This window comes from Gilliamella sp. B2923 (genome assembly GCF_026536565.1).
Lineage (GTDB): Bacteria > Pseudomonadota > Gammaproteobacteria > Enterobacterales > Orbaceae > Gilliamella.
Window position 1 is genome coordinate 224,051 of sequence record NZ_JAFNNZ010000001.1, and the last position, 21,218, is coordinate 245,268.

At 37.2% G+C, this 21,218-nt stretch carries 16 protein-coding genes and 4 tRNA genes; 8 read left to right on the top strand and 12 right to left on the bottom strand.

Annotation, left to right across the window (positions count from 1 at the left end; genetic code table 11):
- The first annotated feature begins 29 nt into the window (after positions 1-29).
- Both pflB and pflA read left to right on the top strand, forming a co-directional pair.
- Positions 30-2,312 carry a formate C-acetyltransferase gene (gene pflB / locus J3U42_RS00980; RefSeq protein ID WP_267335047.1) on the top strand — a complete coding sequence of 761 codons (2,283 nt, stop codon included), beginning with the start codon at positions 30-32 and terminating at the stop codon, positions 2,310-2,312.
- A 256-nt stretch (positions 2,313-2,568) separates the two neighbouring features.
- Positions 2,569-3,345 (top strand): pyruvate formate lyase 1-activating protein, encoded by a 777-nt coding sequence (gene pflA, locus J3U42_RS00985; protein WP_267335049.1) that lies wholly within the window; start codon positions 2,569-2,571, stop codon positions 3,343-3,345.
- 53 nt (positions 3,346-3,398) lie between these two features.
- Here pflA and rarD read toward each other — a convergent pair whose 3' ends face one another.
- Both rarD and serS read right to left on the bottom strand, forming a co-directional pair.
- Positions 3,399-4,295 (bottom strand): EamA family transporter RarD, encoded by an 897-nt coding sequence (gene rarD / locus J3U42_RS00990; RefSeq protein ID WP_267329951.1) that lies wholly within the window; start codon positions 4,293-4,295, stop codon positions 3,399-3,401.
- Between the two features lie 78 nt (positions 4,296-4,373).
- Positions 4,374-5,666, bottom strand: coding sequence for a serine--tRNA ligase (gene serS / locus J3U42_RS00995; protein ID WP_220217982.1), 1,293 nt, complete (start codon positions 5,664-5,666; stop codon positions 4,374-4,376).
- 593 nt (positions 5,667-6,259) lie between these two features.
- Here serS and J3U42_RS01000 point away from each other — a divergent pair.
- Positions 6,260-6,541, top strand: a complete 282-nt coding sequence (locus J3U42_RS01000) for a DUF4190 domain-containing protein (protein ID WP_267329952.1) — start codon at positions 6,260-6,262, stop codon at positions 6,539-6,541.
- Between the two features lie 493 nt (positions 6,542-7,034).
- On the opposite strand, the gene J3U42_RS01005 is transcribed toward J3U42_RS01000, so the two are convergent.
- The 8 genes from J3U42_RS01005 to recA all read right to left on the bottom strand — a co-directional run bounded on the left by J3U42_RS01005 (position 7,035) and on the right by recA (position 12,263).
- Positions 7,035-7,111 (bottom strand) — tRNA-Arg (locus tag J3U42_RS01005).
- Positions 7,112-7,131: 20 nt separating this feature from the next.
- Positions 7,132-7,208, bottom strand: a tRNA-Arg gene (locus J3U42_RS01010).
- An 18-nt stretch (positions 7,209-7,226) separates the two neighbouring features.
- Positions 7,227-7,303 (bottom strand) — tRNA-Arg (locus tag J3U42_RS01015).
- Positions 7,304-7,323: 20 nt separating this feature from the next.
- A tRNA-Ser gene (locus J3U42_RS01020) sits at positions 7,324-7,416 on the bottom strand.
- 121 nt (positions 7,417-7,537) lie between these two features.
- Positions 7,538-7,738, bottom strand: coding sequence for a carbon storage regulator CsrA (gene csrA, locus J3U42_RS01025; protein ID WP_220217980.1), 201 nt, complete (start codon positions 7,736-7,738; stop codon positions 7,538-7,540).
- Positions 7,739-7,878: 140 nt separating this feature from the next.
- On the bottom strand, positions 7,879-10,512 hold the full coding sequence (alaS, locus tag J3U42_RS01030) for an alanine--tRNA ligase (RefSeq protein ID WP_220217979.1): 2,634 nt from the start codon (positions 10,510-10,512) through the stop codon (positions 7,879-7,881).
- 204 nt (positions 10,513-10,716) lie between these two features.
- A complete protein-coding gene (locus tag J3U42_RS01035) occupies positions 10,717-11,217 on the bottom strand; it encodes a regulatory protein RecX (RefSeq protein WP_220217978.1) in 501 nt (166 codons plus the stop codon).
- 2 nt (positions 11,218-11,219) lie between these two features.
- Positions 11,220-12,263, bottom strand: coding sequence for a recombinase RecA (gene recA / locus J3U42_RS01040; RefSeq protein WP_220217977.1), 1,044 nt, complete (start codon positions 12,261-12,263; stop codon positions 11,220-11,222).
- Between the two features lie 518 nt (positions 12,264-12,781).
- Here recA and J3U42_RS01045 point away from each other — a divergent pair.
- Genes J3U42_RS01045 through J3U42_RS01055 form a run of 3 tightly spaced genes read left to right on the top strand, consistent with a single transcriptional unit; the run spans position 12,782 to position 16,260 of the window.
- Complete coding sequence (locus J3U42_RS01045) at positions 12,782-14,029, top strand: PqiA/YebS family transporter subunit (RefSeq protein ID WP_267335053.1); 1,248 nt, start codon at positions 12,782-12,784, stop codon at positions 14,027-14,029.
- A 10-nt stretch (positions 14,030-14,039) separates the two neighbouring features.
- Positions 14,040-15,683, top strand: a complete 1,644-nt coding sequence (gene pqiB, locus J3U42_RS01050) for an intermembrane transport protein PqiB (protein ID WP_267335055.1) — start codon at positions 14,040-14,042, stop codon at positions 15,681-15,683.
- A complete protein-coding gene (locus tag J3U42_RS01055) occupies positions 15,676-16,260 on the top strand; it encodes a PqiC family protein (protein WP_220217974.1) in 585 nt (194 codons plus the stop codon). The genes pqiB and J3U42_RS01055 overlap by 8 nt, the downstream gene beginning before the upstream one ends.
- A gap of 66 nt (positions 16,261-16,326) precedes the next feature.
- Here the strand turns inward: J3U42_RS01055 and pabB are convergent, their stop codons facing one another.
- Positions 16,327-18,063 (bottom strand): aminodeoxychorismate synthase component I, encoded by a 1,737-nt coding sequence (gene pabB / locus J3U42_RS01060; protein ID WP_267335057.1) that lies wholly within the window; start codon positions 18,061-18,063, stop codon positions 16,327-16,329.
- Between the two features lies 1 nt (position 18,064).
- On the bottom strand, positions 18,065-18,640 hold the full coding sequence (locus J3U42_RS01065; RefSeq protein ID WP_267335059.1) for an anthranilate synthase component II: 576 nt from the start codon (positions 18,638-18,640) through the stop codon (positions 18,065-18,067).
- Between the two features lie 532 nt (positions 18,641-19,172).
- Here J3U42_RS01065 and J3U42_RS01070 point away from each other — a divergent pair.
- Together J3U42_RS01070 and J3U42_RS01075 are read left to right on the top strand one after the other, a co-directional pair.
- Positions 19,173-19,523, top strand: a complete 351-nt coding sequence (locus J3U42_RS01070) for a hypothetical protein (RefSeq protein WP_267335061.1) — start codon at positions 19,173-19,175, stop codon at positions 19,521-19,523.
- Positions 19,524-19,681: 158 nt separating this feature from the next.
- Positions 19,682-21,193 carry an MFS transporter gene (locus tag J3U42_RS01075; protein ID WP_220217970.1) on the top strand — a complete coding sequence of 504 codons (1,512 nt, stop codon included), beginning with the start codon at positions 19,682-19,684 and terminating at the stop codon, positions 21,191-21,193.
- The last annotated feature ends 25 nt before the right edge of the window (positions 21,194-21,218 follow it).

Below are 21,218 nucleotides of genomic sequence, written 5' to 3' on the forward strand. Positions count from 1 at the left end.
ATATTTTTGTAAACCTGAGGTGAAAAACTATGAGTAATTTAAACGAAGTACAAGCAACTGCTTGGAAAGGATTTAAAGATGGTGATTGGCAAAATAATGTTAATGTCCGCGATTTCATTCAAAAGAACTACACGCCATATGAAGGTGATGAGTCTTTCTTAGCGGGCGCAACGGATGCGACAACTAAGTTATGGGCTAAGGTAATGGAAGGCATTAAAGTTGAAAATGCTACCCATGCTCCTGTGGATTTTGATACAAGTGTTATTTCGACAATTACTGCTCATGATGCAGGTTACATTGAAAAAGATTTAGAAAAGATTGTTGGCTTACAAACTGAAAAACCATTAAAACGTGCGATTATCCCGTTTGGTGGAATCAAAATGATCGAGAATTCTTGTAAAGCATACAGCAGAACGCTTGATCCATTAGTCAAAAAAATCTTTACTGACTATCGTAAAACACATAACCAAGGTGTGTTTGACATCTATACTCCGGATATCCTTCGTTGTCGTAAATCAGGTGTTATCACTGGTCTTCCTGATGCTTATGGTCGTGGTCGTATCATTGGTGACTACCGTCGTGTTGCGCTTTACGGTATCGACTTTTTAATGCAAGATAAATTTGCACAATTCAACTCACTACAAGCTGATTTCGAAAATGGTGTTGACTTAGCTATGACTATGCAACGTCGTGAAGAAATCGCTGAACAACATCGTGCTCTTGGTCAAATTAAAGAAATGGCAGCTAAATATGGCTACGACATCTCTGGTCCAGCTAAAACAGCTCAAGAAGCGGTGCAATGGACATACTTCGGTTACTTAGCGGCAGTTAAATCTCAAAACGGTGCGGCAATGTCTCTTGGTCGTACTTCTACATTCTTTGATATCTACTTCCAACGTGACCTTGAAGCAGGCTTAATTACTGAACAAGACGCTCAAGAAATTGTTGACCATTTCGTTATGAAATTACGTATGGTTCGTTTCTTACGTACGCCTGAATATGATGAATTATTCTCTGGTGACCCAATTTGGGCAACTGAATCAATCGCAGGTATGGGTGTTGACGGACGTACTTTAGTTACTAAAACTTCATTCCGTTTCTTAAATACACTATATACAATGGGTCCTTCACCTGAGCCTAACATGACTATTCTTTGGTCAGAACAGTTACCAAGTGGATTTAAAGAGTTCGCATCTAAAGTATCTATTGATACCTCATCATTACAATATGAAAATGATGATTTAATGCGTCCTGACTTTAATAACGATGACTATGCAATCGCATGTTGTGTAAGCCCGATGATTGTTGGTAAACAAATGCAATTCTTCGGCGCACGTGCCAACCTTGCTAAAACTCTTCTATACGCAATCAATGGCGGTGTGGACGAAAAACTTAAAATGCAAGTTGGACCAAAAGAAGATCCAATCACTGACGAATACCTTGATTTTGACAAAGTATTTGCTCGTTTAGATCACTTTATGGATTGGTTAGCAAAACAATACGTAACTGCACTAAATGCAATTCACTATATGCATGACAAATACAGCTACGAAGCATCATTAATGGCACTACACGATCGTGACGTTATTCGTACAATGGCATGTGGTATTGCTGGTCTATCGGTTGCTGCTGACTCATTATCTGCTATTAAATATGCAAAAGTGAAAACAATTCGTGATGAAGACGGTTTAGCTGTAGATTTTGAAATCGAAGGTGAATACCCACAATTCGGTAACAATGATCCACGTGTAGATGATATCGCAGTTGATTTAGTTGAACGTTTCATGAAGAAAATTCAAAAACTTAAAACTTATCGTAATGCAATTCCTACACAATCTGTTTTAACCATTACTTCAAACGTTGTTTATGGTAAGAAAACAGGTAACACTCCAGACGGTCGTCGTGCTGGTGCACCATTTGGACCAGGTGCTAACCCAATGCACGGACGTGACCAAAAAGGTGCGGTTGCTTCATTAACATCTGTTGCTAAACTACCATTTGCTTATGCTAAAGACGGTATTTCTTATACATTCTCTATCGTACCAAATGCGTTAGGTAAAGATGATAGTGCACGTAAACGTAACTTAGCTGGTTTAATGGATGGTTACTTCCACCACGAAGCAACTGTTGAAGGTGGTCAGCACTTAAATGTTAACGTTTTAAACCGTGAAACATTATTAGATGCAATGGAACATCCTGAAAAATATCCACAATTAACTATTCGTGTTTCTGGATATGCAGTACGTTTTAACTCATTAACTAAAGAACAACAAAAAGACGTTATTACACGTACTTTTACTCAATCAATGTAATTTAGTTAACTGATACTGACTTGAAATAGCGCCTCACTAAGGCGCTATTTTTTTATCAGCATAAGCTTAAACTTTGCAAACACCATAACAACGCTATAAAAAAATAGCGTTTTTTAACCGATATTGAGCGTTATTTTCATCATTGGTTTTAATAAGCGATTATCCGATTAATACAATTGGTGTAAGAAAGTATCATATGAGTTAAAATACCTAAAACGATAAAAAAAGTAATATGAGCAATTACTAGAGAACTTTTATGGAACAAAATATTATTATGACAACAAAGCAACCAATCAAAGGTCGCATCCACTCCTATGAGTCATTTGGTACTGTAGATGGGCCGGGTATACGTTTCATTGTTTTTTTTCAGGGTTGCTTGATGCGTTGCTTGTACTGCCACAACCGAGATACCTGGGATTTAAAAGCTGGCCGTGAAGTCACTGTTGACGAACTGATGAAAGAGATCGTTACTTACAAAAGTTTTATTATGCCTAATGGCGGGGGCGTAACCGCTTCTGGCGGCGAAGCGACACTACAATCTGAGTTTATTACTGAATGGTTTAAAGCTTGTCATCAAGAAGGTATTCATACATGCTTAGATACCAATGGTTATGCAAGACAGTTAGATCACACAGTTGAAGCACTTATGGAAGTGACAGACTTAGTCATGTTAGATCTTAAACAAATCAATGATGAAATACATCAGAAACTAGTTGGCGTACCTAATAAACGTGTGCTCGAGTTTGCTAAATATCTACAAAAAATTAATAAGCGAACATGGATACGATATGTGGTCGTTCCGGGGTGGACTGATGATGATAATTCAGCACATCTTTTAGGGCAATTTATTCAAGGTATGGAGAATATTGAGCGAGTAGAGTTATTACCCTATCATAAAATGGGCGCTTACAAATGGGATACAATAGGGGATAAATATCAGTTAGAAGGGGTAGAGGCGCCACCACGAGAAACCTTAGACAGAATACAACAGATCATAGAAAGTTATGGTCAATCGGTTACATTTAGTAAATAACATGATAATAAAAAAGGTACCAGCTAGGGTACCTTTTTAGTTGCTATCCTTTTTTATTTAATTCTTTTACGCTTTATTGCCCGCAAAACAAAAATCGTTCCCTCCAACGCAAGTACACATACTGACAACCAAATAAAGCCGTAAGAGATAATATGTTGTGCCGAGATCGATTCATGCAAAAATAGGACTGACACAAGCGTTAATAAAACGGGTTCAACATATCCAAGCAAACCAAATAATCCCAAAGGTAATAGTCGTCTTGCTAAAAAGTACATAGCAAAAGCGATAGCAGTAATGATCCCCAGCATTGGGATAAAAATGTGAAAGTGCGTAATATCTCTCACAATCTGGCTAAATGGGTAATTAAAGGCGAAATAAATCACGCAGCCAATAAATATAAAAAAGAAGTCGGAAAAGGTGCCACAAATCCCTTCTATTTGCAATTTACGGCGTGTAATAAAGTAAATGGGGTAACCCAATGCAACCACTGCTGTTTCCCACGAAAATGCGCCTGTGGTATAGATTTCAACGGCTACGCCGATAGCAGCAAGGCAAACGGCAATTTTTTGCAAAAAGCTGAGTTTTTCCTGGTAAAAAATCTGACCTGAAATCACCATGGTTAATGGTAATAAGAAATAGCCTAAAGAAGCCGATAATCCATGCCCATTAAGCGGTGCCCAAATGAAAATTAACATCTGAATAGTTAACAATAGGGAGGAAAAGATCAATCCGACTAAAATCATCGGTTGCTCTCTAATACGCTTAAATAGAGCCCCAATTGCAGGCCACTGGTGTTCAATAAAGACTAACACTACTATGGCTGGAAACGAGGTTAATAAACGCCAGCAAAAGATGTCAACCACAGGAAGAGGCTGTAGTAAAACCGGATAATAGTAAAGTAAGCCAAAAAGGCATGATGCGAGTATTGAAAGAACAACACCTTTAATCATTTTTTCACCTTTCATAAAAAAATAGCGCTAATTAATAGCGCTAAAATGAAGTAAGCAAACTTTTAGTAAATAACAGGGTTAACCTATCACTTCAACACCATTCATATATGGCACTAAAACAGAAGGAACTTTAATGCTTCCGTCTGCCTGTTGGTAGTTTTCCATGATTGCCACTAATGTACGCCCAACAGCTAATCCAGAGCCATTTAAGGTATGGACTAAATAGGTTTTGTTATCCGCTTTATTACGATATCGAGCTTGCATTCGGCGAGCTTGGAAATCCCACATATTAGAACAAGACGAGATTTCTCGATAAGTGTTTTGAGCCGGTACCCAAACTTCAAGATCGTAAGTTTTGCATGAACCAAAGCCCATATCGCCAGTACACAATACGATTTTACGGTATGGCAATTCAAGTAGCTGTAAAACCTTTTCCGCATGCGCTGTCAGCTCTTCTAAAGCTTTCATTGATTCTTCCGGTTTAACAATTTGCACAAGTTCGACTTTATCAAACTGATGCATACGAATTAAGCCACGGGTATCTTTGCCATAAGAGCCTGCTTCAGAACGGAAACAAGGTGTATGAGCAGTCATTTTCATCGGAAGCTGGCTTTCATCAAGTATCTCATCACGCACTAAGTTAGTTACCGGCACTTCTGCGGTCGGAATTAATGCATAATTACTGCTATCGGCCTCTTCATCTAAAGGTTTCGTATGGAACAAATCACCGGCAAATTTCGGTAATTGACCAGTACCAAATAGGGTTGCTTTGTTAACAAGGTAAGGTACATAGATTTCAGCGTAGCCATGTTGCTCAGTGTGCAGATCTAACATGAACTGAGTAATCGCACGATGTAAACGAGCAATTTGCGAACGCATTACAACAAAGCGTGCGCCGGTAAGCTTAACCCCTGCTGCAAAGTCGAGACCGCCAAAACGCTCGCCTAATGCGACATGGTCTTGAACAGGAAAGTCGAAAGTTCTTGGCGTACCAAAACGTGAGATCTCAACGTTATCATTTTCGTCTTTACCGTCCGGCACAGAATCATCAGGGATATTTGGTATGTTTGCGGCAATATCTTTGATTTGGTTAAGCAGGATTTCAAGCTCTGCTTTAGCGGTATTGAGTTTATCGCCGAGTTTATTCACTTCTTCACGTACGGCAGTAATATCCTCGCCACGTGCTTTAGCTTCACCAATAGCTTTAGAACGAGCATTACGCTCTGCTTGTAAGCTTTCAGTTTCAACTTGTAATACTTTGCGTTTCTCTTCTAGTTGACCTAGGGTATCAACATCTAACTTAAATCCACGACGTGCTAATTTTTTAGCGACAAGATCCAATTCATTTCGAAGTAAATTTGGGTCCAACATAAAAAAAGTCCATTATGATTAATTAAAGGTATCTATCTACTTTAATGGTTATTTTATTATAGCAACGAGTATATTTAAAATAAAAAAAGCAGACTAAATATAAATATTTAAAATGTGAGCTTAGTATACTCGATTTATATCGGGATTCAACCGAAGCGGTACACCCAAAAAAATCTAACTGATGTTCGTCAATCTATGTAGTTCAATTGGATAAAAATAATTTTTATAAAACTATTTTTTCTTACTTATACTGCTGAATATTTTATCTTGACTATTATTCATAAAAGAAAAAACAAATACAAGTTATTAACAATCATTTTTTAGTAAAATTTATAATACCAATGCTACATTCTGTAGTTGAAGTCTATTTTTCTGTATTTCATAGTGTAAATCAACTTTTAACCCATTTATTTAATGTTATATGTATACTTTTGCTGATCCAAATCTTATAAAAATATTTAATGGAAAAAATAAATTATTATCATTTGCATTGGTAAAGTGGAATCTATCTTGAATTGATCTGCTAAACCGATAATAATATACTTAGTCACATTTTGTCTTACTTTTCGAAACCTTTACGGAGCAAAAGATAAGTGAATCAACGACAATATCAAGTAATAAGTGGTTTAGCTATAGCTGGGATGACTTGTGGAATTATATCACTAATTCCTCTCGGTCATATAAGCATTATATTAGCTGTTATAGCTATAGTATTAAGTGCAGTTGCTAAGAGTGATATAAAAGCTAGTAATAAAAGGGGTTCCGGTTTTGCAACGGTAGGAATAGTTTGTGGAGTCATTACCCTTGTATTTTGGTTTTTGTTCATTCTGGCAATAGGCAGTGTAATGCTTTCAGTTATTTCTTCTCATGCATAAAGAATAAAGTTACGGTGAATTAAAAGCTGACAACGTCAGTTTATTATAAATACAAGATTGTATTCTAATAAATACCCAACAGTTTCAGTGATACATGCATGTCATATCAAATATTCAATATATTGGCTTCTCAATATTTAATTCTTTAATTTCATCATTGAAAGTATAAACAAAGCTTTTAAGTAATTATTTTCGTTTGTCCTTGATGTTCTTTTTATAACTTTATTTTTTTAAGTCGATGTACTTTAATTTTATTATTGCCAATTTAAAATTTAAGCTTGTACGAAGCTTTTTAAGAGCGGGTAGGGTAATATTTAAGGGGAAACAGAAAAAGCTTTGTATAGTGATTTATAGCATTCAACGTTTTTAAAATAGTTTGTATTCCTAATAAGCTGTAAAAAGTAAATAGCATTGTTAATGAGTATATCCTATGATATTCAATATAACGTTTAATTGGCATTATAAATTGAAGAAGGTTTTTAGGATGCTTAAATGGCGCACCCGAAGGGATTCGAACCCCTGACCGCTCGGTTCGAAGCCGAGTGCTCTATCCAGCTGAGCTACGGATGCGTGCAAGTTCGTAAAAAAAATGGTGCATCCGAAGGGATTCGAACCCCTGACCGCCCGGTTCGTAGCCGGGTACTCTATCCAGCTGAGCTACGGATGCGTTTTGAATTTTTTAAAATGGTGCATCCGAAGGGATTCGAACCCCTGACCGCCCGGTTCGTAGCCGGGTACTCTATCCAGCTGAGCTACGGATGCATATTTTAATTTTTTAAAAATGGCGGTGAGAGAGGGATTCGAACCCTCGATGCAGCTTTTGACCGCATACTCCCTTAGCAGGGGAGCGCCTTCAGCCTCTCGGCCATCTCACCAAAACAACTACGATTATGTTTGAACAAAATCATAATGTGTGGCGCACATATTACGTTCTAGAAAAAATAAGTCAAACATTTTTTCGCTTATGCGCGCTAGTTGTTTATTTCCTGCCCAATATTACTCTTTGGGCTCAGTAGATTCATCATTTTTGTCTTGCGATTGATGAATTCTATTGTAGATTTCTTCTCTATGAATAGAAACTTCTTTAGGTGCGTTAATACCAATTCTGACCTGATTACCCTTCACGCCTAAAATGGTAATAACAACATCGTCACCAATGATAAGTGTTTCACCTACTCTCCTAGTTAAAATTAACATTAGATCTCCTAATATCAGTTAAGTATATATCCAAACAATTTTAAGATATAGCTTCGTCAGCCTTCCATCAATAAGACAGAAAGACGGAATTTTACAGAATATACCCAATGTTTAATTAACAATCACTTGAGTATATCTGGCTAACTTGCTTGTAATTTATTACTGATTTCCTTTTTTACAGAAGATAACGCTTCTGGTAACGCCGAAAGATCCATTCCACCTGCTTGGGCGAAATCAGGCCGCCCACCGCCCTTACCACCTACTTTTAATGCTAATTGAGAAACTAATTCGCCAGCTTTAACAATACCGATTAAGTCATTGGTAACACCAGCCGCTAAATTGATTTTACCGTCGTTAACAGCCGCTAAAATAATAACACCGGTTTTTAATTGATTTTTAAGATCATCAATCATTGAGCGTAATAATTTAGCTTCGACGTTATCAAGTTTAGCAATTAGTATATTTTTATTATTAACTGTTATGCATTGATCCAGTAATTGCGCACTTTGTTGGCTAGCTTTTTGTGCTTTTAACTGTTCAATGGTTTTTTCTAACAGTTTTGTTTGTTCGAGCATTTGCTCAATTCGTGATAATAAGGCTGCTTTATCACTTTTTACCAATTGTCCAATTTGCGTTAACAAATGAGATTCATGGTGAATATAATCCATCGCATTTTGACCGGTTGTAGCCTCAATACGACGTACTCCTGATGCAATGCTTGATTCAGAAGTTATTTTAAATAATCCTATATCTCCAGTTCTATCTACGTGTGTTCCTCCACAAAGTTCAATTGAGAAATCACCCATTGTCAGAACCCTAACTATATCCTCATACTTTTCACCAAATAACGCCATAGCACCTCTATCTTTAGCATCTTGAATTGGCATTAATTCAATATCTACTATCAAATTACGACGTATTTGTTGATTGACAAGGTTTTCAATTTCAGTGATCTGCTCCGGCGTAATGGCTTGATTATGTGAAAAGTCAAAACGCAGATAGCTGTCATTAACTAATGAACCTTTCTGATGAACATGATTACCTAAAATTTGTTGTAGTGCTGCTTGCAGTAAATGTGTTGCTGAATGATTACGACGAATACGATCACGTATTTCAATATCAATAGCTGCAGTCACTATATCACCAACTTTTAAAGATCCTTTAACGATCTTACCTATATGGCCAATGCTTTTACCATATTTTTGACTGTCGGTAACTTTAAACTCAAGGTTTGCAGCCGTTAGTAAGCCTTTATCACCCACTTGGCCGCCTGATTCGCCATAAAATGGCGTTTTGTCTAAAACAACAATGGCTTGTTCGCCGCTATCAATACTTTGAACTTTTTGGCCATTTTGGAAAATTGCGATCACTTTGCCGGATGCTTCTGTGGCTTGGTAACCTAAAAACTCTGTTTGGTCGTCGAGCTTAATGACGTTACTATAATCAACACTAAAAGAACTTGATTCACGAGCACGTTTACGTTGCTCTTCCATGCATCGATTAAATCCGTCTTCATCGATAGTGATATTTTTTTCTCGACAAACATCAGCCGTTAAATCTAATGGGAATCCATAAGTATCATAAAGTTTAAACGCCACATCGCCAGGTAAGACAGAATCTGAGATTTTACCTAGTTCTTGATCTAACATCAATAAACCGCGTTCAAGCGTTTTTAAGAACTGTTCTTCTTCAATTTTAAGGGTGTCTTCAACCAATTTTTGGTTTTTGGCTAACTCAACCGCAGCACTACCCATAACTTCAATTAGTGATTTCACTAATTTATAGAAGAATATATCTTTAGCACCTAGCATATGCCCGTGGCGTACTGCTCGGCGAATAATGCGACGTAAAACGTAACCACGACCTTCATTAGACGGCACCACACCGTCAGATACTAAAAACGCGCAAGAGCGAATATGGTCGGCAATAACACGTAATGATTTACTTTCTAAGTCGTTGGTCTGAATAATTTCAGCAGCATCTTTAATTAACTTTTTAAACAGGTCAATATCGTAATTAGAATTGACATGCTGTAAAACGGCGGCTATACGTTCTAAGCCCATGCCGGTATCAACCGACGGTTTAGGTAGTGGCTCCATGGTGCCATCTGGTAAGCGATTGAATTGCATAAACACCAGATTCCAAATCTCGATAAATCTGTCACCGTCTTCATCGGCACTACCCGGTGGGCCACCATAAATATGATCGCCATGGTCATAGAAAATTTCAGTACAAGGACCACAAGGGCCGGTATCACCCATTTGCCAGAAGTTATCTGATGCATACGGCGCACCTTTGTTATCGCCGATGCGAATTATGCGCTCTTGTGGTACACCAATCTCATTTTGCCAGATATCGTAAGCTTCATCATCGGTAGCATAAACAGTGACGGTTAGTTTTTCTTTCGGTAAATTAAACCACTGTTTGCTGGTTAATAATTCCCAGGCAAAATGGATTGCGTCACGTTTAAAATAGTCACCGAAACTAAAATTTCCAAGCATTTCAAAAAATGTATGGTGACGAGCTGTATAACCAACGTTATCTAAATCATTATGTTTACCGCCTGCACGAACACAACGTTGTGATGTCGTTGCTCTGGTATAAGGGCGTTTATCAATACCGAGAAAAACATCTTTAAATTGATTCATTCCCGCATTTGTAAATAAAAGAGTTGGATCATTGTGTGGAACAAGGGAACTACTTGCGACAATTTCGTGTCCTTTGCTATGGAAAAAGTCAAGAAAACTTTGACGAATTTCTGCAGTACTTTTCATTTATGCTTCCATATTAAACGATAAATTTTTAAACATAGTAATATACCCGTTACAACTTAAGTTGAAAAGTAAATATTCTTATTACAGCGGTTGATCTAGTTACTTTTATAAGTAAATAAGGAATAAAATTAAATGATCTAGCGAGCTTTATTCGTAATGGGTACGGCTTAGTTTTATGTGTTGTATTGTAGGGACTATACTTATTTAAGTCAATAAAGTATACATAGTTTTTACATCACTTTGTGTATAACCTCGGTAAATTAAAAACTGAATACTTTTTTGTTTTTGCAGATTATTTTTAAGATCGATTTGTTTAAACTTTTTCTGTAATTGTTGATAAGCCAGCGCTGCCCAATCAATATCCGATGCATTCAAAAGCTGACGGCTTACCTGTTCTGGTAAACCACGTTGTTTTAACTCAACTGCGATTTTTTGTCTGCCATAACCTTTGTTAGCGCGCATGGTAATGTATTTTTCGATATATTGTGTATCATTTATCCAATTTTGACAAATGCAATATTCAATTGTGTGGCTAATCTCTTGTTTTAATTGCTGTTTAAGTTCCGGATAATCTTCATCATCACGATTTAATTTTCGGGAAAAAAACAAGACGAGTTTTTGGGTTAATTCGTAGGATGAGTGATCACGCTGTGCAAGTAATTGCACAGCTTTATTTAAAATTGATTTATCGAGCTTTTGGTCCATTATTAAAAGCTTTCTTCCTCGGTTATTGTCTCTTGGTCGTCAGCAGAAAATACCGCTGGGCTGTTGAGTAATAAGTCACGAAGTTTGGCTTCTAGTTCGTTAGCAACTTCAGGGTGTTCTTGTAAAAACTTAATGGAATTAGCTTTACCTTGACCAACTTTTTCACCGTTATAGCTGTACCAAGCACCAGCTTTATCCACTAATTTATGTTTAACACCTAAATCAATTAATTCGCCTTCTTTGGAGATACCACAACCATAAAGAATTTGGAATTCAGCTTGTCTAAATGGCGCCGCCACTTTATTTTTAACGACTTTGACACGGGTATCACTACCAATCACATCTTCGCCTTCTTTAACAGCACCGGTACGACGGATATCTAAACGCACAGAGGCGTAGAATTTTAGGGCATTACCACCCGTTGTTGTTTCCGGATTACCGAACATAACGCCGATTTTCATACGAATTTGGTTAATGAAAACAACTAAGCAGTTGGCGTTTTTAATATTGGCGGTTAATTTTCGTAATGCTTGAGACATCAATCTTGCTTGTAAGCCCATATGAGAGTCACCCATTTCGCCTTCGATTTCGGCTTTTGGTGTTAATGCAGCAACGGAGTCAACAATAATGACATCAACAGCACCAGAGCGAACCAGTGCATCACAAATTTCTAGTGCTTGTTCGCCAGTATCAGGTTGTGAAACTAATAGATCATCAACTTGCACGCCTAATTTAGCAGCATAAATTGGATCTAATGCATGTTCAGCATCAATAAATGCACATGTTTTCCCTTCTTTTTGGGCTTGCGCAATAACCGATAAGGTTAGTGTTGTTTTACCGGAAGATTCTGGCCCAAAGATTTCAACGATTCTACCCATTGGCAAACCACCGATACCTAGTGCTATATCGAGTCCTAAGGAGCCAGTAGAAACCGCATCAACATCTAGCGTTTGGGTATCACCTAAACGCATAATTGAACCTTTACCAAATTGTTTTTCGATTTGACTTAATGCAGCTGAAAGTGCACGTTGTTTGTTTTCATTCATATTATAAAATTCCAATGAGTAAGGATATGAGGCATATTATACTGTATTGTTATACAGTATCAAGCTTTTTTTATACACATTAATCATTTAGTTAATGCTTATTGGTGAAGTCGGGGATTAATAGAGAGACAGGCTATATGTGATCTGACAAGCTAACGGATATTACGTGTAGAAAATCGAACCATTTTACCACAATTTGAACGACCGTCATTGTAACAATATTTATCAACACGCCATTTAACCGTCACCTTTTATTGGTAATGAGATTGGATGAGCTAAAAGGTCGATAATCACCAAGCTAAAATAATCAATTTTGACGATTTTTACCGTTAACACTTTCTTTAAAAAACACCATTTGATATGATGAATGGATAAGTTTTAATCATTTATAATCGATTAAAGTGGTGATCACTCTTCATTGCTGTATAAAATTTAATTATTCAGTTTTCTACATAAACGTTATACTATTCTGAAATATCTTTACATATAAATATCAATCTAAGAGATGAAATTAAATAATGGTCTTTGATAAACAACATTATGCTTTATGTTCGCATTGTGATTTAGTCATTGAACTGACAAATGTTGGTATGGGGCACAAAGCCATTTGCCCGCGATGTCATACCACCTTAGCTAAAAATAATATTCAGATGAAATTACGAGCAAGCATGTATGCAATTTGTTCTTTAATTATGATTATTATCGCCTGCGGCTTTATCTTTATTGATATACGATTAGTCGGTAATTTTAATGGCGTGAGTGTTTTAGACATTCCTCAGATCTTATATGTAGATAAATATAGTTATATTTCAGCGTTGTTTATTTTTTTCGTATTAGTTTTTCCTGTATTAAACTTATTAATTATTATTTTACTCTGCTCGAAGTTAACTTTAACAAAGTATCGTAAACGGGATTTTCTAATTGTTTATGAAAAATTTCAACACTGGTGTATGCCGGAAATTTTTCTGACTGGTGTGTTGGTGAGTTTTGTTAAATTGATGAGTTATGGCAATATCGGTGTAACCGGGACTTTTTGGGCGTTTTGTTTATTTGTCTTTTTTTATATTAAAGCCACGGTTATTTTTACGCCCGAAACGATTTGGAATGAGATTCTTACCAATAATTTTGCATCTAATACCTTAAAGACAGGCAAAACCGGTATTAGCCAACATTTAAAACTTTGTACCTGTTGCCAGGCTATTTTGCCGGCACATTATGCTAAATGCCCAAGATGTAAACAAAAGAGTGAACTAAGAGGGCGAAGCAAAATACAGTGGACAATAGCGCTATTGGTTACCTCTTTAATTATTTACATCCCGGCGAATGTATTTGGGATTATGATAACTGTCGTGTTTGGCTCGTCATCTTCATCGACCATTATGGATGGGGTGATATATATGTGGCAAGCGGGCGATATCCCTGTTGCTTTGGTGATTTTTACCGCCAGTGTGGTGATTCCCATTTTAAAGATCATATCATTAAGCTGGCTTTGTTATTTTGCTTTAGCAGTGAAACATAAAAATAAACACGATTGCCTAAAAATGAAGAAATTATATAATGCGGTTGAATTTATTGGTAAATGGTCAATGATTGACATTTTTGTTGTATCAGTCGTCTGCTCATTAGTCAGAAGCCAACAAATGATGGGCGTTTATCCCGATATTGGTGTGACTTTTTTTGCAACGGTGGTCATTATTACTATGATCGCATCGCAAAAGTTTGATCCTCGTTTAATTTGGGATCACACCGATAAAAAAATAAAATAATAGGAATAATATGGTAACAACAAGTAAATCAGCAAAAATTATTAAAATTAGAGCCATTTCAGCAATATGGATTATTCCTATTGTTACAGCCATTGTTGGGCTTTGGATTATCTATTCTCATTTTGCTGACCGAGGCACCTCTTTTACTTTACTGGCAAAAGATGCAAGTGGCATTGTGGCCGGTAAAACGGTGATAAAAAATCGGAGTGTCGATGTGGGTATTGTCGATGAAGTTACCCTGTCTGACGATTTTAAACAAGTTGTCATCAAAGGTCGTATCTATAATGATATGGAACCTTTGTTAAAAAATGATTCTATCTTTTGGGTGGTTAAACCCGAAATTGGTCGCGATGGTGTGACCGGCTTAGGTACTATTTTATCGGGCGTCTATATTGAATTAGCCGCCGGCAATGATACACATAGTTTCAAAAATAATCCTTTTACCCTATCTGATAACCCGCCATTATCTGACCCAAGTATAAAAGGTATTCGATTATATTTAGAGAGCGATCAAAATGGGGTTGTTCCTCGTGGTGCTTCGGTGATGTTTAAAGGTTATCGTGTTGGTAATGTCGAAACCTCTGAATTTGATGTCGAAAACCGAAGAATGAAATATCAAGTTTTTATCACTACACCTTATGACTCGTTAGTAACCGAAAATGTCAGATTTTGGAAAGAAGGGGGCGTTAATTTCTCGTTATCTTCTCAAGGTGCCAGCCTTGATTTACCTTCTTTAGATGTCCTTATGTCCGGTGGTATTAGTTTTGACTTACCTGACGGCGCAAAATTAGGCAACCCAGCTAAGCAGTACGATGTGTATAAATTGTATGAAGGTAAAAAATCAATTCAAGATTCTCAATATACCAATTATAAAGAGTTTCTTATCATGCTTAATGATTCAATATCGGGATTATCTGAAGGAACATCCGTTGAGTATCATGGTATAAGACTTGGTACCGTGAGCAAAGTTCCGTTTTATACCCCGGATATGTTGAAAAGCACGTCAATTTTAAATCAAAAAGTGCCGGTGTTAATTAGAATAGAGCCGGATCGTTTATCGGAATTAGTCGATGATAAAATTGACATTGCCAATTTGATTATTGAAGAGCAAAAAAATGGTTTAAGAGCTTCATTGAAAACCTCAAACATGTTCACTGGTGCGCTGTATATTGATTTGGATTTTTATCCTGACTTAAAAGATAAATACGATCCAAATTTAGCGCATCAATATGGTTACGATACCATTGAAGCAACGTCGACCGGATTTGCTCAAATACAAGCTAAAATATTGCATCTATTGGATAATTTTAATAATTTACCACTCAATAACACCATGACTGAGTTTAATCAATCCTTAGCGTCAAGCCAGCGTTTAATGGATTCATTAAATAAAATTATGGCGAGTAAAGAGATGCAAAATATGCCAAAAGAGTTACAAAAGACAATACGGTCTTTAAATGAAACCATGAAAGGATTGCAACCGGGTTCAGAACTGAATAACCAGATGAAAGAGAGTTTACAAAAAGCTCAACAGGTTATGGATGAATTAACACCGTTACTTAAGACGCTTAACAGTAAAAGTAATGCGTTGATTTTTTCAGCCCCAAATAAAAAAGACGAAGAACCTAAAGCAAGAGGAATAAACAATGAATAAATTTATCAAGACGTTAGTTGTCACGGCATGTTTAACGACAACCGGGTTATTAGCCGGCTGTTCATCGAAATCGATTGGTAAAAGTTATTATCAACTTTCCAGTAACATTAGTAATGTGCTTACCCAAACTATGCAAACCAAGAAAAACTTTATGTGGATTGAGTCGGTTGAAGTTGCTGATTTTCTCAATAAACCGGGCATTGTTTTGCAAACAAGAGACATAAATTATGTTACTGCCAATAACCATTTATGGGTATCAACACTTTCGCAACAATTACGCGATCGTTTAGAACAAGACTTAATGCGATTGTTGCCAAATTATTTGGTATCAAATCAAGCTATCGCAACGCCAACACTTAGAGTAAAACTCTATATTGATGCTTTTTACGGTAGTTATACCGGTGATGCAGTGATAAAAGGTCGCTGGGTAGTGGGTGATAGCAGAGATAGACTCTATACTAAAGCTTTTGAGCGCCATGTTCCACTGACGAGAAATGGTTATGATGCATTAGTTAAAGCCCTATCAAGAGGTTGGCAAGATATCGAGTTCGATTTTGCTAATTCGATTAGACAATAAGCTAGCTCTAAACATTCCGTCACGTGATTGACGGAATGTGCTACCTAATCAATATCCATTCAATTGTTATCGGTACGCTTTTTTAAACTCTTCAAACACGCTGTTATCAATCTCGACCCACTTTCTGACACTATTAATAAAGGCGATTTTTTCGGCTTGCAATAGTTCGTTTTTACTAATGGTTTTTTCCAATATTTTTTGGTTGTCTAAATAGTATTGCCGCATAGTACCCGGCAACAGCCCGCTACTGATTTTAGGGGTAAACCATTGTTGATTGATTAGTACAACAATATTGCCATTGACAAATTCGGTTATCTCGTCGTTTTGGTTGAAATTAATGTACTCTTTTCCTGTTGTTAACGTCGGGAAATGGTGGCGATTGCTGGTTTTATGATAAAGATAAACATTATTGCTATTGACACACTGTGGTGCAAAAGCCAGCTTATTGATCTGCATTGGCGCCGATATAGCATCGATAGTGATCAATGCATTGCCTTGTGCAGGTTGCTCGATGCGCAATTTATAGCGACCTTGAGCATAACTATTAGCAATCTGAGCCAGTTGCTGGTTGATATTGGTAATATCACAGTTAAAGTCGAAATAATGCGCAGACTGAGTTAAGCGGGTTAAATGCTCATCGGGCAACCAAATTTGTCCGTTTTCAAGCAATAATGACTCAATAATCGCGTCCGGTGTGAAGGCGGTGCGAGTTAAAATAGCGCTTTTAGCCAAAACCTCGTCATATTCATCTTGTGATGTTGAATCCCAGGTGATCCCACCGCCGACGCCATAATGTAACTGCCCATCATGTATGGTTAAGGTGCGAATAGGAATATTAAATATGGCTTTATTTTTTAACGGTTCAATATACCCAATAGTGCCACAGTAAACACCTCGTGCTGAGTTTTCAATATTAGCAATAATTTGCATGGTGCTGGTTTTGGGGGCGCCGGTAATTGAGCCACAAGGAAATAGCGCTTGAAAGATTTGATATAAATTGGTCTGCGGCTTTAATTGGCCTTCAACGGTGGAGGTTAGCTGCCAAACCGTTGGATATTTCTCGGCGGTAAACAGCTTAGGTACGTGAACGGTACCGGGCTTGGAAATTTGGCTTAAATCATTGCGCAGTAAATCAACTATCATCATATTTTCAGCTTGATTTTTATCTGACATTAACAGCGCTAATTGTTGCTCATCGTGTTGATAACTTATGCCTCTTGGGGTTGTTCCCTTCATCGGTTTGGTGGTGATAGTTTGCTTATCTAACTTAAAAAAAAGCTCCGGCGAAATGGATAAAATACAATAATTATCAAATTCGATATAAGCACAATAACCGGCATGGTTATTTTTTTGCAAAAAATGATAATAATCAATAGGGTTATCATTAAACGGGGCAGTTAATTTAATCGTATAGTTAGTTTGATAAGTATTGCCGGAGGCGATTTGCTGTCGAATATAATCTATTTTTTGCTGATATTGATCAATCGTGGTATCACTGACTAAGTCAAACGTAGGCGGGGTATAGTCATCAAAATAGGGTGGTTGTTGGGTACTATAGCCGTCAAAAATACCAAATAGCACAAGAGGGGCATCATGCTTACAAGGGGATTTGGTTTTCATTGCCAAATTAAAACCTGTCGCACTTTCATAAGCCAGATAGCCAACCGCATAATAACCTTGATCGGTAAACTTTTCGATCTCATCAATCTGTTGTTTGATAGCGTTGGGATTGTCGGTTTTAACTATTTTGATCGGATCGCAAAAATAACGACGCTCGCCTTCAAAATCGATATAAATTTTCATATTACGGTTGCTCATTAACAAAATTGTGGATCATTTGTAAACCAAACTCAGTTTTGATCGCTTCGGGGTGAAATTGTACCGATTCAATCGGCTGTGTTTTATGGCGCAATCCCATAATTAATCCTTGCTTATTTTGGGCAGTGACCATTAAAGGTGACTGATGAGGGGTTGCCTGATTATCCGCTATCAGTGAATGATAGCGCACCACAGACAATGGATTTTTAAGCCCTTTAAATAGTCCTTGCTCATCATGGACAATGGTATCAATCTTGCCATGCATTGGCATCGGCGCTTTGATAATTGAATAACCATAATATTGCGCAATGATTTGATGACCTAAACAGATCCCAAGTATTGGGCATTTTCCGGCAAACTCATCAACTACAGCCAGCGAGATGCCAGCACTATTTGGCTCGCCCGGTCCCGGTGAAATAACAATTTTAGAAAACGCGAGCTGTTTTAACTGTGCAATGGTTTTTTCATCATTTTTGATAACCCCAACATTGGCACCCGCTCGGCATAGGTAATCATAAATATTAAAGGTAAAAGAATCGTAGTTATCAATAAGTAGTATCAAAGTTTTATCCGTTGAAAATAGCAAATTAACGCGTTAGCGATGATTAATTTTATTTACTCCAAAATTAACCAGATAGCTTTCATTATACAAATAACGCCACTAAAAAAAGAGAGACGACCAATAATAAATATGTGTTTTATGGTTTTTTTACTTAAACACCTATATTTTCTGAAAGTTTTTGACAAGATTAGCGCCTTTTTTGTGATTGCTTTCACAAAAATATACAACTCTACTTGTATGGTAGTGTCTAGGTAGTTATTTTGTCATTGCTGAAATTGACACGAACGGTTTGAAATGAAACGGATCTACGCTAATAGCGCATCTGAAAGATTTGACTACTCTGGCATCGCTAAGTTACCTGCGTTTATCCCCAAATAACTGCTGTCTAAATATTAAATTGATTAATCAGGATTATTTGACAATCAACTCATCTTTCTGACGAATCAACCAAAGCGCAGATTGAAAAATAGAGGCGGTTTATTCATTTCATATTGAGTTAAAGAAAATGGTGAAGGTATTAAAGGAGTAGGTTATGGCTTTTATTCATCAAACTTTTCGATTAAACAATCAAGTAGATCAAAAGCCATGTCTGCCGTTCCACCGACCTTTACTTCTGTTAGATTGCGGTTTTGATCGGAGCGTTAATTGTTACACAACCCCCATGGTTGATTTTCAAAAAATCAAAATAGCCAGATCGAACAGACTCAACCGTTCACAGCGGAGCTTTATTGATACTCAAACAACTGCGCAAACGCATTTCACCCTACTTACTGTTCCTAAACTATCGATGCCATATGTTCGCATGCGAACAGTGTTAGAACGTTTAAGTGTTGGTGGTGCTGTTCAATATTCTCACTCAATTTTAGATAACTTTTTTAGATAACTTTGTTGGTCAATTGGCTTGCGATTACCGCATTGCTTACCCTGACCGATTGCCTGGAAATACTCAAGCTGGTTTTACATTTTGAGTGGCTAGAGCAAGCAAAGCGATGAGAAGAGATAAATAGTCACAATGTTTTTGATAAACGGAAGGAATTAACAATGGACACTAAAATGATTAAAAATAGGAAAGTAACGCTTCCTATAGCAATTGGTTATGGTCTTACAGATATCATGGGCGGGGGCGCATTTACCATTATTGGTGCATGGCTACTGTTTTTCTACACAACCTTCGTTGGATTAACGCCACTTCAAGCGGCATCGATTGTGGCAATAGCAAGGATTGTTGATGCAATAATTAGCTTATTTATGGGGAGTTTTACCGATCACTTTTATCAATATAAATTGGGGCAAAAGTTTGGACGTCGGCGGTTTTTCTTATTAATTGGCTCGCCATTGATGTTACTTTATGCATTACTTTGGATAGTGGGCATGAACTTTTGGTTTTATCTTACTGCCTATCTCGTGTTTGAAATTGTAGCAGCAATTGTACTTATCCCGTGGGAAACACTCCCTTCAGAGATGACCAAAGATTATAATGACCGAACAAAATTATCTACCGGTAGAATGTTTTTATCTGCCTGCGGTACGTTTTTAGCTACATTTGTTCCGGGGGTATTGATTCACTATTTGGGTGAAAATAATGCCTATGCCTATTTTATCAATGGATTATTATTTGCGGTTATTTTTGCCGTATGCGTCTTTATCTCATATAAAGTGACATGGGAAAGAGAGCCAACCGCCGAAATGTTAGCACAATTGAATAAAGCGCCTGTCAAAAAAAGCTGGGCAGAAAGATTGGATTTGTTAAAAAAACTATTTTCCCAATACTTTTCAACGTTAAATATCAAAGCATTTCGTCGTCATTTAGCGATTTATCTTTGTTCATTTACCGCAAAAGATGTGTTTAATACCGTCTTCGTATTTTTTTGCGTATATTGTTTAGCTGTCCCTTCATCTTTAGCCGCCAGTCTACTTTCGCTCAGTATTATCGGCTTACCCATTACCTTAATTGCCGGTTTTGCCATGGTAAAATATGGGCCGGGTAAATTATATACATTCTCTTACTCGACAATGATTATTTGTCTCATCGGTTTTTATGGGGTTTATATCTTTAACCCGGACTCAAAAATATTACTGCTTTATGTGTTTGCGGTTTGTTATCAAGCAGGCCGAGCCGTTCTTGAGTTTACCCCTTGGAACGTATTTCCATTTATTCCGGATGTCGATGAAATATTAACCCGACAACGACGGGAAGGATTATATGCCGCTGTGATGACATTCGGTCGAAAAACCACCGTGGCGATTGCAACCTTTATTGTCGGGCTGATTTTACAGCATGGCGGATTTGTTCAAGGTAGTGCTGTACAAAGTGATCAAGCCATCACCACCATTGGTTTACTGTTTTTAGGTGGAACAGGCGGATTATTATTGATCGCCCTAATCTTTGCCCTTACCTTCAGACTCAATAAACAGACTCATACCATATTAGTGCATGAGATCGACAGACTAAAAAACGGTGGTGCAAAGCAGGAAGTGACTGAAGAAACCCGAAAAGTGGTTGAAGATCTGACCGGTCACGAATATGAAAATGTTTGGCGAGCTGTTAAATAGTGCAAGAAAGTTTTAACCATTAACT

Bases quoted from the DNA above. Each gene is read 5' to 3' on its own strand.
- pflB (WP_267335047.1), top strand. From the start codon at position 30: ATGAGTAATTTAAACGAAGTACAAGCAACTGCTTGGAAAGGATTTAAA.
- pflA (WP_267335049.1), top strand. From the start codon at position 2,569: ATGGAACAAAATATTATTATGACAACAAAGCAACCAATCAAAGGTCGC.
- rarD (WP_267329951.1), bottom strand. From the start codon at position 4,295: ATGATTAAAGGTGTTGTTCTTTCAATACTCGCATCATGCCTTTTTGGC.
- serS (WP_220217982.1), bottom strand. From the start codon at position 5,666: ATGTTGGACCCAAATTTACTTCGAAATGAATTGGATCTTGTCGCTAAA.
- csrA (WP_220217980.1), bottom strand. From the start codon at position 7,738: ATGTTAATTTTAACTAGGAGAGTAGGTGAAACACTTATCATTGGTGAC.
- alaS (WP_220217979.1), bottom strand. From the start codon at position 10,512: ATGAAAAGTACTGCAGAAATTCGTCAAAGTTTTCTTGACTTTTTCCAT.
- J3U42_RS01035 (WP_220217978.1), bottom strand. From the start codon at position 11,217: ATGGACCAAAAGCTCGATAAATCAATTTTAAATAAAGCTGTGCAATTA.
- recA (WP_220217977.1), bottom strand. From the start codon at position 12,263: ATGAATGAAAACAAACAACGTGCACTTTCAGCTGCATTAAGTCAAATC.
- J3U42_RS01045 (WP_267335053.1), top strand. From the start codon at position 12,782: ATGGTCTTTGATAAACAACATTATGCTTTATGTTCGCATTGTGATTTA.
- pqiB (WP_267335055.1), top strand. From the start codon at position 14,040: ATGGTAACAACAAGTAAATCAGCAAAAATTATTAAAATTAGAGCCATT.
- J3U42_RS01055 (WP_220217974.1), top strand. From the start codon at position 15,676: ATGAATAAATTTATCAAGACGTTAGTTGTCACGGCATGTTTAACGACA.
- pabB (WP_267335057.1), bottom strand. From the start codon at position 18,063: ATGAAAATTTATATCGATTTTGAAGGCGAGCGTCGTTATTTTTGCGAT.
- J3U42_RS01070 (WP_267335061.1), top strand. From the start codon at position 19,173: ATGGCTTTTATTCATCAAACTTTTCGATTAAACAATCAAGTAGATCAA.
- J3U42_RS01075 (WP_220217970.1), top strand. From the start codon at position 19,682: ATGGACACTAAAATGATTAAAAATAGGAAAGTAACGCTTCCTATAGCA.